This window comes from Streptomyces sp. NRRL B-24085, from assembly GCF_001282115.1.
Lineage (GTDB): Bacteria > Actinomycetota > Actinomycetes > Streptomycetales > Streptomycetaceae > Streptomyces.
In genome coordinates this window covers 1-12,676 of the sequence record NZ_LJBR01000032.1, presented here as the reverse complement: position 1 = coordinate 12,676, position 12,676 = coordinate 1, and the positions used below count along the sequence as shown (strand labels likewise).

Here is a 12,676-nt window from a genome sequence, read left to right as displayed (position 1 = left end):
CCCACCCAGGGGCGCGGGGAACTGCGCGACAAGCCCCCACCGGCCCGCACCCGCCCGACCAACCGAGTCCGGCACCCCTCTAGGCGCCCCGCCCAAGCCCAGCGCAGCGCGCCGTCAGCGGATGGTGATCGTGATGGTCGACCCCTTCGGTGCCGTGTCCCCGCCCTCCACGGACTGCTCCTTCACCGTGTCGCCGAACAGGCCCAGCAGACCGCGGTCCTCGTCGACCTCGAAGCCCGCGTCCTCCAGCGCGGCCTTCGCGTCGTCGACGCTGTCGCCCGTGACGTCCGGGACCTCGATCATCTCGGGGCCCTTGGAGATCGTCAGCGTGATGGTGTCGCCTTCGGCCGCCTGGCTGTCGGGGGCCGGGGTCTGCTTGGCGACCTGGCCCGCGTCGTACTCGGAGTTGACCCGGGTGGTGGCGACCTCGACCTTCAGCCCGGCCTCCGTCAGATCGGCCTTGGCGTCGGCCAGGTCCTCGCCGGTGACGTCCGGGACGTCGACGGGGGCGCCCTTGCTGACGGTGAACGCGACGGCCGAGCCGGCGCGCAGCGTGGTGCCGCCCTCGGGGTCGGTGCTGATCACGAACCCCTTGGGGACCTCCTCGCTGAACTCCCGGGTGGCCATGCCCGGCTCCAGCCCCTCCTCGTTCAGCCGGGCTCTGGCCTTGCTCAGCACCCACCCGTCCACGTCGGGCACCTTCACCGTCCGCGGGCCCTTGGAGAGCGTGATCGACACGGAGTCGTTGTTCCGTATCCGGGCGCCGACGTCCGGGTCCGTGCTGATGACGGTGCCGCGCTTCACGGTGTCGCTGTAGGCGTAGGTGACCTTGCCGGTCTCCAGGCCGGCCTCGTCCAGCCGGTCGCGGGCCTGTGCCTCGGTCTTCGCGAGGAGCGCCGGGACCTGCGTGAACTGGCCGGAGTTGATGTACCAGACGCCCGCCCCGAGCCCGAGGGCCAGCAGGACCGCGGCGACGATCAGCAGCGGGCCGCGCCGGGAGCCGCCGGAGGAGCGGCCGCGCCGGGACGGAGGCAGCGGCGGGCTCTCGAGGACGCTGGTGCGGTGGTGGACCGGTTCCGGCTCGTTCTCGTCGACCGGGAGCAGGCGCGGCACGGTCAGGGTCCGCGGGATCACGCTCGTACGGTTCTCGGCGCCCGCGTACTCCGTGGCGAGCGCCTGCGGCGGCACCGCGTCCAGTTGCTCGGCGCTCAGCCTGGCGCGGGCCTCACGGGTCTGCGCGAGCAGCGCCACGGCGTCGTACGGGCGCAGGTCCGGGGTGCGGGCGGCGGCGGACGCGACCAGCTCGTCCAGTTCGTACGGCAGGCCCGGGACCACCGCCGAGGGGGGCGGGACGTCCTCGTGGAGGTGCTTGTAGAGGACTATCGCGGGGGAGTCGCCCTCGTGCGGCTGGCTGCCGGTCAGCATCTCGTACAGGACGACACCGCACGCGTACACGTCGACGCGGGCGTCGGCGGCGCCCGGCTGCTCGACCTGCTCGGGGGAGAGGTACGACACGGTGCCGAGGACGGCCCCGGTGCTGCTGGTCACGTTGTCGACCGACCGCACCAGACCGAAGTCGGCGACCTTCACCCGGCCGTCGTCGCCGATCAGGACGTTCTCCGGCTTCATGTCGCGGTGCACGAAGCCGGCGCGGTGCGCGGCGCCGAGCGCGGCGAGCACCGGCTCCAGGATGTCCAGGGCGGCGCGCGGCTGGAGCGCCCCGCGCTCGCGCAGCACGTCGCGCAGGGTGCAGCCGGCGACGTACTCCATGGCGAGGTACACGTACGACCCGTCGGTGCCCTGGTCGAAGACCTGCACGACGTTGGGATGGGCCAGCCGGGCGACGGACTTGGCCTCCCGGATGAACCGCTCGACGAAGGTCCCGTCCGCCGCCAGCGCGGGGTGCATCACCTTGAGCGCGAGCACGCGGTCCAGACGGGTGTCCAGGGCCCGGTAGACCGTGGCCATCCCGCCGACCGCGATCCGCGCGTCCACGCGATAGCGGTCGTCGAGCACCTGCCCGACCAGCGGGTCCTGAAGGGTCGTATCCACGCAGGCGAGTGTACGAGCCGAGGCTGACAGTCCATCCGGTTCGGCCGGAACAGGCGCGCTTCTGCAGCCGAGCTGTGACGCGGATCGCACGTGGCCGCCGCTGCACGGCCTTCGCCGGACGGCCGGACGCGGGGTCACCCGAAAGCCGGTCGCTCCGGGTCCAGGACCGCCCTGCCCTCCGTCGGCGAGGACGCCTCCGCGAAGTGCCGGCGGGGGATCCGGCCCGCCAGCCGCGCCAGCCGCCCCGCCTCCACGGCGTGCCGCATCGCGTGCGCCATCAGCTCCGGCTCCTGCGCCCGGGTCACCGCCGAGGCGAGCATCACACCCGCGCAGCCCAGTTCCATCGCCAGGGCCGCGTCCGAGGCCGTGCCCGCCCCCGCGTCCAGGATCACCGGCACGCGCGCGTGCTCGACGATCAGCTGGAAGTTGTGCGGGTTGCGGATGCCGAGGCCCGATCCGATCGGCGAGCCCAGCGGCATGATCGCCGCGCAGCCCACGTCCTCCAGCTTCCGGGCCAGCACCGGGTCGTCGTTCGTGTACGGCAGCACGGTGAAGCCGTCGTCCACCAGGGTCTCCGCCGCGTCCAGCAGCTCGACGGGGTCCGGCAGAAGCGTGCGCTCGTCGGCGATGACCTCCAGCTTGACCAGGTCGGTGCCGAGCGCCTCGCGCGCGAGGCGGGCCGTCAGGACGGCCTCCCCGGCGGTGAAGCAGCCCGCGGTGTTGGGGAGCACCCGGATGCCGAGCCTCTCCAGCACGGACAGCACCGAGCCGTGCACCGAGGGGTTCACGCGCCGCATCGCGACCGTCGTCAGCTCGGTGCCGGAGGCGATCAGCGCCCGCTCCAGGACGTCCAGGCTGGGCGCCCCGCCCGTGCCCATGATCAGCCGGGACGAGAAGGGCGTACCGCCGATGACGAAGGGATCGTCGGCCATGGGTCAGCCTCCTTGGACGGCGGTGAGGACTTCCACGCGGTCTCCCTCGGCGAGGGACGTCGAGGGCCACTCGGCGCGCGGGACGACGGTCTCGTTGAGCGCGGCGGCCACCCCGGAGGGCGCCGGCGTCAGCGCCCGTACGACGGTGTCGAGAGCCGTGCCGGGAGCGAACTCCCGCGGCTCTCCATTGACGGAGATGTTCATGCCGGCTGCTCCACGGACTCCAGGAAACGCCTCGGGGTGAACGGGCGGGCCACCTCCGGCAGTTCACCGGTGGTCAGCGCGTGCGCCAGCGCGTCCCCGGTGACCGGCGTCAGCAGCACGCCGTTGCGGTAGTGCCCGGTGGCCAACAGCAGGCCGGGCAGTTCGGTCGGGCCGAGCAGCGGGGCGTTGTCCGGGGAGCCCGGGCGCAGTCCCGCGCGGGTCTCCGTCAGCGGCAGCTCGGTGATGCCGGGGACGAGTTCATGGGCGTCCCGCAGCAGCTCGTACACCCCGCCCGCGGTCACCGTGGTGTCCCAGCCCAGCTCCTCGCTGGTCGCGCCGATCACCAGCTCACCGCTCTCGCGCGGCACGAGGTAGACCTGGCTGCCGCGCACCACCGCCCGCACGGTACGGCTCAGGAAGGGCGCGTGGCGCGGCGGCACGGTCAGGCGCAGCACCTGACCCTTCACGGGCCGCACGGGAGGCAGGAGGGCCTCGGGGACCCCTTCCAGACGGCCGCTGAGGCTTCCGGCGGCGAGCACCACCTGGTCGGCCGCCAGTTCCTCGCCGTCGGTCGTGGCGACCCCGGCCGCCCGGTCCCGTACGACCTGGAGGGACCGGGCCCACGCGCGGTGGAACACGACGCCGGCGCGCTCGCAGGCGGCCAGCAACGCGCGCGTGAGGCGGCGCGGATCGATCTGGTGGTCCCCGTCCACCCGCAGCCCGCCCCGCACCCCCGGCGCGAGCATCGGTTCCAGGCGCCGGCACTCCCGGCCGGACAGCCACTCCGACTCCAGCCCCGACTGCCGCTGGAGGGCGTGCAGTTCGCGCAGGTGGGCGCGGTCGTCGGCGTCCAGGGCGACGGCGAGCGTGCCGCACCGCCGGTAACCGAGGTCGAGGCCGGTCAGCTCGGTGAGCTCGGCCGCGAAGTCGGGATACCGGTGGGCGGAGGCGAGGTTCAGGCCCAGCAGGGTCTGCTCGCCGTAGTGCAGTTCGGTGACCGCGGCCAGCATCCCGGCGGCCACCTGGGCGGCCCCGCCGCCCGGTTCGGGGTCCACGACGGCCGTGGCGAGCCCGCGCTGCGCGGCCCGCCAGGCCGTGACCAGGCCGATGATGCCGCCCCCGACGACGAGGACGTCTGACGTACGTGAGGACATGGGCGTCCAGCCCCTCCCTTCGCCGGCATGACCCGGATCAGGTTCGTACGGTCGGAGGCCGCCAGCCTCCCTCTCAGCCCGGTGCGTCCGGGCTCCCGCGAGTGCTCTACGTTGGCCACCCTAGCCCGTGCCCGTGCGCCTCTGTAAGGGAGCCTTCCACCATGCCCCGCTCACTCGACGGTCTCGTCCTCGCCCCGGTGGCCGATCAGGCCCCGGGCCAGGTGGGTACGCGGACCCGGTTCACCTACCACGAGAAGGACGGGGAGATCTGGGCCGAGTACGCGGGCGGCGACGTCGTCCGCGGGCATCTCGTCGGCACGCGCGCGGGGGACCGTCTCGACTTCCGGTACGTCCAGCTCAAGCAGGACGGGACGACCTCCTCCGGGCACTGCGTCTCGACGGTGGTGGAGCTCCCCGACGGCCGGGTGCGGCTGGAGGAGGCGTGGGAGTGGGAGTCGCAGCCGGGCAGCGGGACGAGCGTTGTGGAGCAGGTCACTGCGCACGACTCCTGACTGACTGATTGTCAGCTGGCTATGGTGATCAAATGAGCGAGCGGACGCAGGCGCAGCGGCGGGTGGTCGTGGTCGGCGCGGGCATGGCGGGGGTGCAGACCGCGGTCGCCCTGCGCGAACAGGGCTTCACGGGAACCGTCACCCTGATCGGCGCGGAACCCCATCAGCCCTACGACCGGCCGCCGCTCTCCAAGGCCGTACTGCTGGGCAAGGCCGAGGGCTCCGCCTTCGACGTCGACTTCGAGGCCCTCGGCATCGAACTGCTGCTCGGCCGCGAGGTGCTGGGCGTCCGCCCCGAGGCGCACGAACTGGACACCGAAGCCGGACCCTTCCCGTACGACGTCCTGGTCCTCGCCACCGGCGCCGAACCGATCCGGCTGCCCGGCACGGAGGGTGTGCCGGGTGTGCATCTGCTGCGCACCCTGGACGACGCCGAGCGGCTGCGCCCGGTGCTCGCCCGGCAGCACGACATCGTGGTCGTCGGAGCGGGCTGGATCGGCGCCGAGTTCGCCACCGCCGCGCGCGAGGCGGGCTGCGCGGTGACGGTCGTGGAGGCCGCCGACCGGCCCCTCGCGGGCGCGCTCCCCGCCGAGGTGGCCGCGCCGATGACCTCCTGGTACGCCGACGCGGGCGCCGAGCTGCGCACACGCGCGCGCGTGCAGCGCGTCGAGCCGGGCGCGGTCGTCCTGGACGACGGCTCCCGGGTGGCCGCGGGCGCGGTGGTGGTCGGTATCGGCGCCCGGCCCGCCACGGGCTGGCTGGCCGGTTCGGGCATCGAGCTCGGCGCCCACGGAGAGGTCGTCGCCGACGACCGTCTGCGGACCTCCGCTCCGGACGTCTACGCGGTCGGCGACTGCGCCTCCTTCCCCTCGGGGAGGTACGGCGAGCGCCTGCTCGTGCACCACTGGGACAACGCCCTCCAGGGCCCCCGCACGGTGGCCGCCGACATGGTGGGCGAGACCCCCACGGTGTACGACCCGGTGCCGTACTTCTGGTCCGAGCAGTTCGGCCGCTTCGTGCAGTACGCGGGCCACCACGCGTCCGCCGACACCACCCTGTGGCGCGGTGAGCCGTCCGGCCCGGCCTGGACGGTCTGCTGGCTGCGGGAGAACCGCCTGGTGGCCCTGCTGGCGGTGGGCCGGCCCCGCGACCTGGCCCAGGGCCGCCGCCTCATCGAGGCGGGCACGGAGATGGACCCGGCCCTGCTGGCGGACCCGACGAGGCCCCTGAAGGCGGCGACGGCGTAGGGGGCGGCGCGGCCCACGGGCTGTGCCTGCCGGCGCCGGTTTGCCCCGGAGCTGCCCTGGCCCTGGGAGCGGGGTCTGCCCGGGCCGGGGGCGCGTGGGTGGTGGCGCGGGACACGGGCGGATGGCTGAACCCGCCTACCGCGTCCGGCTCGGGACTGGTCGTGGGGGCGGGGGCCGTGTGGTCCTGAGGGGCGGTCTTTACCGCGCCCTGCCGGGGCCCTGCTTGGTCCGGGGTCCGTCCTGTTCCGACGGTCGGGGCCCGCCTCGTTGTGAGGGCGAGGGTCGTGCGGTCCTGCGGGTCAGCCTTGGCCTGGTTCTGTGGGCGGCGCGGGCGGTGGCGTGGTCGCGGGTGGACGACCGGGCCCGCCTGCCGGGCTCTGCCGGGGTCCGTGGTCCGGGACCCGTCCGGATCCGACGGCCGGGGCCCGCCTCGTTGTGAGAGCGAGGGCCGGGTGGTCCTGCGGGTCGGCTTTGGCCTGGTGCCGCGGGTGGCGTGGTCGACGGGTGGACGACCGGACCCGCCTGCCGGGCTCTGCCGGAGCCCCGCGTGGTCCGGGGTCCATCCGGTTCCAACGGTCGGGGCCCGCCGGGTTCTGTGGGCGGGGATCTGCCCCGGTTCCGACGCTCAGGGTGTGGCGAGTCCTGTGGGCGGGGGACCTGTCTGGTTCCGGCGACCAGGGCCCGAGTGGTCCGGAGGGCGGGGTCCGGCCGGGATTCGCCTGCTCCCGGTGGCGAGGGCTCATCCGACGCCGACGGTCGGATCCGGCTCGTTCCGTGGCCGTCCGTGCCCGGTGATCACGGCCCGCGTTCCCCCGGTGAGGCGCCCCGGCTTCCGACTGTCAGTGCGGGATGGCACGCTTAATCCCGTGACCGAGATTGACGCAAAGATCGATGCTCTCGTCCCCGCCTGGCTCACCCTCCCCGACATCGCAGAGATGCTCGACGTCGAGGTGACGCGTGTGCGGCAGCTGGTCAAGGAGGGCCAGCTCATCGCCGTACGCCGTGGTGAGAACCGCGCGCTGCACGTCCCCGCCGCCTTCATCGACGGGGCCGAGCAGAAGGTCGTCAAGGGCCTGGTCGGGACCCTGACGCTCCTGAGGGACGACGGCTTCACCGACGAAGAGATGCTGGAGTGGCTCTTCACGCCCGACGACAGCCTGCCCGGCACCCCCGCGCAGGCCCTGAGCGAGAATCGCGGCACGGAGGTGAAGCGCCGGGCCCAGGCGCTCGCCGTCTGATCCGAACCACACCGGCGTACGGGCCGTGACCGCCGAGGCCCCGGCCACGGTCCCGCACGGCCCGTACGCCACCGAACCCCGGGGGAGACTCACGCATGCCCGACACCGCCCGCACCCAGCTCGCCGACGCCCGCGTCTACCTGTGCACGGACGCCCGCAGGCGCCAGGGCGACCTCGCCGAGTTCCTGGACGCGGTCCTGGCCGGCGGTGTCGACATCGTGCAGTTGCGGGACAAGGGCATGGAGGCGGCGGAGGAGCTGGAGCACCTCCAGGTCTTCGCCGACGCCTGCGCCCGGCACGGCAGGCTCCTCGCGGTCAACGACCGGGCCGACGTCGCCCACGCGGCCGCCGCCGACGTACTGCACCTCGGCCAGGGGGACCTGCCGGTGCCCGCCGCCCGCGCGATCCTCGGCGACGACATCCTCATAGGCCGGTCCACCCACGCCGAGGAGGAGGCGTCCGCGGCCGCCGTGCAGGACGGCGTGGACTACTTCTGCACCGGCCCCTGCTGGCCGACCCCCACCAAGCCGGGCCGCCACGCCCCCGGCCTCGACCTTGTGCGCCACACCGCCGCGCTGGGCACCGACCGCCCCTGGTTCGCCATCGGCGGCATCGACCTCGGCAACCTCGACGAGGTCCTGGAGGCGGGCGCCCGCCGGGTGGTGGTGGTCCGCGCGATCACCGAGGCGGACGATCCGGGCGCGGCCGCCGCGGAGTTCGCGAAGCGGCTGCGTGACACTCGGTGACGGGCCGTCGCCGACCGGTCGCATGATCGGCCCGGTGTCCGAGGGGTGGACAACAAGTCGACAAAACGGGCAAATTTCCCTGATCTGGTTGGGTGACCGCTGCCCCCTGGCTAACCTGCCGGTATGGCCCTAGGAACCGCATCCACCAGGACTGACCGCGCACGCACCGTGCGGGACATGCTCGCCGCGGGCAAGACGACGTACTCCTTCGAGTTCTCGGCGCCCAAGACCCCCAAGGGCGAGCGGAACCTGTGGAGCGCGCTCCGGAGGGTCGAGGCGGTCGCCCCGGACTTCGTCTCCGTCACCTACGGCGCCGGCGGTTCCACCCGCGCGGGCACCGTCAAGGAGACCCAGCAGATCGTCGCGGACACCACCCTGACCCCGGTCGCCCACCTCACCGCGGTCAACCACTCCATCGCGGAACTGCGCAACATCATCGGCCAGTACGCCGACGCGGGGATCCGCAACATGCTGGCCGTGCGCGGCGATCCGCCCGGCGACCCCATGGGCGACTGGCTGGCCCATCCGCAGGGCCTGACCTACGCCGCCGAACTCGTCCGGCTCATCAAGGAGTCGGGCGACTTCTGTGTCGGTGTCGCCGCCTTCCCGGAGATGCACCCGCGCTCCGCCGACTGGGACACCGACGTCGCGCACTTCGTCGACAAGTGCCGGGCCGGCGCCGACTACGCCATCACCCAGATGTTCTTCCAGCCGGAGTCCTATCTGCGGCTGCGTGACCGAGTCCACGCGGCCGGCTGCGAGACCCCCGTCATCCCCGAGGTCATGCCCGTGACCAGCGTGCGGATGCTGGAGCGGCTCCCGCAGCTCAGCAACGCGAACATCCCCTCCGTCCTGAAAGAGCGGATCCTCACAGCAAAGGACGATCCGGCCGCTGTACGCTCGATCGGAATCGAGTTCGCCACGGAGTTCTGCGCACGGCTGCTGTCCGAGGGAGTGCCCGGACTGCACTTCATCACGCTCAACAACTCCACGGCGACGCTGGAAATCTACGAAAACCTGGGTCTGCACCATTCACCGCAGGCCTAGACCGGCCGCACTGATATACGACACACTGCGTAGCGGTCACTGGGAGAGGGGCGTACATGGGCTGGACGGTCCTCTACATCGCGTTCGGATTCGTCGCGCTGTGGCTGCTCGGCGAGGTGCTGTTGCAGTACAAGGCACGACTGCGCTGGCGGCTGCTCGCCTTCGTCGGCTTCCTCGGCGTGGTCCTCGGTGTGCTGATCCCGTCGGTGATCGTCATCGGCCTGGGCGCGATCGCCTTCGCCGTCGGCCAGACCTACGTCACCCTGTCGTTCCGTCGCGGCTTCGAGCAGGGCTGGGCGGTCAACCCGCCTGCCGCGCTGGGCAGTCTGACGGGCGGCAAGAAGGGCCGCCGGGAACGCGGCCGCGAGGAGCCCGCCCTGGAGGTCTCCGGCCTGGAGGCTGGTGACGCGGCCTACGGCGACGAGTCCGGCTACGACCGGGTCCGGCCGGACACCGCCGGCTTCGGCCACGAGGACGACTACGACCGCGACGACGTCTTCACGCCGACGCGCTCCGGCGCTCCGACCGCCGCCGAGACCACCGCGGTCTACGAGCCGCAGCCCCTGCCCGACGACACCGGCTCGTACGGCGTCTACAACGACTCCGGCTACGCCGGTGACCCGTCCTACACGTCCGCGGGCCAGGCCCAGGACCAGTACGCGACGGCCGCCGCCGACCAGACCTACGGCTACGACGGCTACACCGGCTACGACCAGCAGCAGTACGGCTACGACCCGGCCGGACAGCAGCAGTACGCCGCCTACTCCGACCCGTACATCGGCACCCAGACCTACGGCGCGGGGTCGTACGACGGCTCCTACGGCGGCCAGCAGCAGTTCGCCCAGCAGGGCTACGACCAGTACGGCGGGACGTACGGCGGCGAGACCCCGGCCGGCGGGGTGTGGGTGCCGCAGCAGCGCACCGACGAGACCTACGGCGGCGAACTCCCGCAGGAGCAGGGCTACTACCAGGACAACGGCGGCCAGGGGCAGCAGAACCAGGGCCACGGGTACGACGAGCAGTACCGCTTCTGACGCCGGGCGGCTCCCTCACTGGGAACCGCGGAACTCCGGTCCCTCCACGACCAGTCCGGCCACCAGCGCGCCCGACATGCCCGCGTGGGCGAGGCCGCCGCCGGGATGCGACCAGCCGCCGGCCGTGAACAGCCCAGGTACCGCTGTGCTGTTGGACGGGTGCAGGGTGCCTTCGCCGCCGGCCAGGGCGGGCGGCGGGACGGCTCCGCCCACGGCCCCCGTCTCCCGCTCGGTGTGCACCGGCGTCCGCACCTCGCGCCACAGGATCCGCTCGCGCAGGTCCGGTACCGCCCGCTCGGCGGCGGCCACCATCCGGTCCGCGAAGGCCTCGGCGATCTCCGGTGCGGCCCAGTCGTGCCCGCGTCCGCTGGGCACGGTCGCCGTCAGCACCACGGACTCGTGGTCCGCGTCGGGCCGCAGGGCGGGGTCGCCCGGCCGGTCGACCCGGACCGTCGGCTCGGGCGTCCCCCCGTGCCCGAACAGGTCCAACTCGCCCTCCGGATCCGGGCCGTACACCACCGTGCGGTGCACGGCGTCCGGCTCGCGCGCGCCGCGCAGGGCGAGGCACACCACGACCCGTCCCGGGTGCAGGTCCTCGGCGTCGGGAGCAACGTCCTTCGTGCCGTAGAGCTCACGCCCCGGTACGAGTGCGCGCAGCCGCCAGGGGCCGGTGCCGACGACGGTGTCCGCCTCCACCACCGTCCCGTCGGCCAGCTCGAGTCCCGCCGCCCGGCCGTCCTTCTCCAGGACGCCCGTCACCTCGGCGCCGAAGTGGAACTCGACCTTGCGCCGGACGCACCGCTCGTACACCGCCCGCGCCAACTCCCGTACGCCGCCCCGGACGTACCAGGTCCCGAAGGCGTGCTCCATGTACGGCAGGACGGCCGCGCTCGCCGGGGCGGTGCCGGGGTCGACGCCGTACGCGAGCGCGTGGCCGTACAGCAGGTCCGCCAGGCGGGGGTCCCGCAGCTCCCAGGCGCCGATCTCGGCCAGGGTGCAGGCCCGCCGGGTGCGCAGCAGCCGCTTGTGCGGCACCGCCGGGTAGGGCTCGCGCATCAGCACCTCCCAGTTGGGCCACAGCGGCTCCTCCAGGAGAGGTCTGCGGGTGCGGTCCCAGGCCTCGCGGGCCCGGACGAGGAAGTCACCCCAGCGGGCGCCCGCGCCCGTGCCGAGGGCCTCGTCGAGCGCGGCCACCACTCCCGCGCGGGAGGCGTTCGGCAGGGACACCTCGGTGCCGTCCGTGAACACGTGCCGTGACGACGGGTCGACCTGGACCAGCTCGACGACCGACTCCAGCGGCTCCTTGCCGGTCTTGACGAACAGATCGCGGTAGACCGCGGGAAGCGTGAGCAGCCCCGGCCCGGTGTCGAAGGCGAACCCGTCCCGCTCGAAGCGGCGCACCGCGCCGCCGTACGTCTCCGTACGCTCGTACACCGCCACCCGGTGGCCCGCGACGGCCAGCCGGGCAGCGGCCGCCATCGCGCCCATCCCGGCGCCGATCACCGCAATCCGTGCCATGCCTGCGACTTTATCGGCCGCCACTGACAGCACGGTCCGGGCGGTCCCACCGCAGCGGTGTCCGTGGACTGCCGGGTGCGGGTTCGCCGTGGCTCGTCGCGCAGTCCCCCGCGTCCCTCAGGTGGGTTCCCGTGCCGCCAGTCGTCTCTCCTCGCGGCGCTGGGCCCTGCGTCTGCGGAACCTGCGGATCCGGGAGACCAGGAAGAACAGCACCGCCAGGCCCGCCACCAGCAGGGTGCCCGCGATGATCGCCGCCGCTTCCGGGTGGAACACCGCGAACGTGACGATGCCGGCCACGCCGAGGTCCTCGGCCAAGCTCACGGCGATGTTGCTGAAGGGTTCCGGTGAGGTGTTGACGGCCATCCTCGTGCCCGCCTTGACCGCGTGGCTCGCCAGCGCCGTCGAGCCGCCGACCAGGCCCGCGACCACGTCGTCGAGCGAACCGCTCTGCCCCGCGAGCAGCGCCCCGACCCAGGCGCCGGCGACCGGCCGGACCACGGTGTGCACGGAGTCCCACGCCGAGTCGACGTACGGGATCTTGTCGGCCACCGCCTCGCACAGGAACAGCACACCGGCCACGACGAGGACCTCGGGGCGCTGGAGGGTCTCGGGGACGTCGTCGCTCAGCCCCGTCGCGCCGAACACGCCGAGCAGCAGCACCACCGCGTACGCGTTGACGCCGCTGGCCCAGCCGCTGGTGAACACCAAGGGGAGTACGGACACGGACGCGATCGTAACCAGTCCGCCACGGGCCGTCCTGGGGATGAGTGCGCAAGCCTGAGTATCCGTACCTAGGGGCCGAGATGAGTACGCGCGCGGATGGGCCCCGACCTGCGTGAACGAGAGAGTGGAGGCACGGCGAAGGGGAACGGCTCCGGCACCGGCGACACGGGGCGCCGGAACGGAGCCGCCCCGGACCCGCTCCTTCCGCCGGCCGAGGTCGGCGGGAGCGAGGCACGGGGGAACCCGGAGAGCGGGGGGAACGACCGGAC

At 73.3% G+C, this 12,676-nt stretch carries 12 protein-coding genes and 1 riboswitch; of the genes, 6 read left to right on the top strand and 6 right to left on the bottom strand.

Features of this window, described 5'->3' with window-relative positions:
• Positions 1-114 precede the first annotated feature (114 nt).
• The 4 genes from pknB to thiO form a co-directional block, all read right to left on the bottom strand.
• Positions 115-2,052: a Stk1 family PASTA domain-containing Ser/Thr kinase gene (gene pknB / locus AOJ26_RS04505; RefSeq protein ID WP_053846841.1), complete on the bottom strand. Its 1,938-nt coding sequence runs from the start codon at positions 2,050-2,052 to the stop codon at positions 115-117.
• 134 nt (positions 2,053-2,186) lie between these two features.
• Positions 2,187-2,984 carry a thiazole synthase gene (locus AOJ26_RS04500; RefSeq protein ID WP_053846840.1) on the bottom strand — a complete coding sequence of 266 codons (798 nt, stop codon included), beginning with the start codon at positions 2,982-2,984 and terminating at the stop codon, positions 2,187-2,189.
• Positions 2,985-2,987: 3 nt separating this feature from the next.
• Positions 2,988-3,188 carry a sulfur carrier protein ThiS gene (gene thiS / locus AOJ26_RS04495; RefSeq protein ID WP_053846839.1) on the bottom strand — a complete coding sequence of 67 codons (201 nt, stop codon included), beginning with the start codon at positions 3,186-3,188 and terminating at the stop codon, positions 2,988-2,990.
• Positions 3,185-4,342, bottom strand: a complete 1,158-nt coding sequence (gene thiO, locus AOJ26_RS04490) for a glycine oxidase ThiO (protein ID WP_053846838.1) — start codon at positions 4,340-4,342, stop codon at positions 3,185-3,187. Before thiO ends, thiS begins: the two co-directional genes overlap by 4 nt.
• A riboswitch (TPP riboswitch) is annotated at positions 4,340-4,451 on the bottom strand. Its footprint overlaps the gene before it by 3 nt.
• A gap of 52 nt (positions 4,452-4,503) precedes the next feature.
• Between thiO and AOJ26_RS04485 the strand changes: the two genes are divergently transcribed.
• The 6 genes from AOJ26_RS04485 to AOJ26_RS04460 all read left to right on the top strand — a co-directional run bounded on the left by AOJ26_RS04485 (position 4,504) and on the right by AOJ26_RS04460 (position 10,166).
• On the top strand, positions 4,504-4,854 hold the full coding sequence (locus AOJ26_RS04485) for a hypothetical protein (protein ID WP_053846837.1): 351 nt from the start codon (positions 4,504-4,506) through the stop codon (positions 4,852-4,854).
• A 32-nt stretch (positions 4,855-4,886) separates the two neighbouring features.
• Positions 4,887-6,101, top strand: coding sequence for an NAD(P)/FAD-dependent oxidoreductase (locus AOJ26_RS04480; protein ID WP_179200325.1), 1,215 nt, complete (start codon positions 4,887-4,889; stop codon positions 6,099-6,101).
• 866 nt (positions 6,102-6,967) lie between these two features.
• On the top strand, positions 6,968-7,339 hold the full coding sequence (locus AOJ26_RS04475; RefSeq protein WP_037719469.1) for an Rv2175c family DNA-binding protein: 372 nt from the start codon (positions 6,968-6,970) through the stop codon (positions 7,337-7,339).
• A 95-nt stretch (positions 7,340-7,434) separates the two neighbouring features.
• Positions 7,435-8,085, top strand: a complete 651-nt coding sequence (gene thiE, locus AOJ26_RS04470) for a thiamine phosphate synthase (protein WP_053846836.1) — start codon at positions 7,435-7,437, stop codon at positions 8,083-8,085.
• 123 nt (positions 8,086-8,208) lie between these two features.
• Positions 8,209-9,132: a methylenetetrahydrofolate reductase [NAD(P)H] gene (gene metF, locus AOJ26_RS04465; protein WP_053846835.1), complete on the top strand. Its 924-nt coding sequence runs from the start codon at positions 8,209-8,211 to the stop codon at positions 9,130-9,132.
• A gap of 56 nt (positions 9,133-9,188) precedes the next feature.
• Positions 9,189-10,166: a hypothetical protein gene (locus tag AOJ26_RS04460; protein WP_053846834.1), complete on the top strand. Its 978-nt coding sequence runs from the start codon at positions 9,189-9,191 to the stop codon at positions 10,164-10,166.
• Between the two features lie 15 nt (positions 10,167-10,181).
• On the opposite strand, the gene AOJ26_RS04455 is transcribed toward AOJ26_RS04460, so the two are convergent.
• Both AOJ26_RS04455 and AOJ26_RS04450 read right to left on the bottom strand, forming a co-directional pair.
• Positions 10,182-11,684: a phytoene desaturase family protein gene (locus AOJ26_RS04455; RefSeq protein WP_078959738.1), complete on the bottom strand. Its 1,503-nt coding sequence runs from the start codon at positions 11,682-11,684 to the stop codon at positions 10,182-10,184.
• 117 nt (positions 11,685-11,801) lie between these two features.
• Positions 11,802-12,407: a DUF4126 domain-containing protein gene (locus AOJ26_RS04450; RefSeq protein WP_053846832.1), complete on the bottom strand. Its 606-nt coding sequence runs from the start codon at positions 12,405-12,407 to the stop codon at positions 11,802-11,804.
• Between the last annotated feature and the right edge of the window lie 269 nt (positions 12,408-12,676).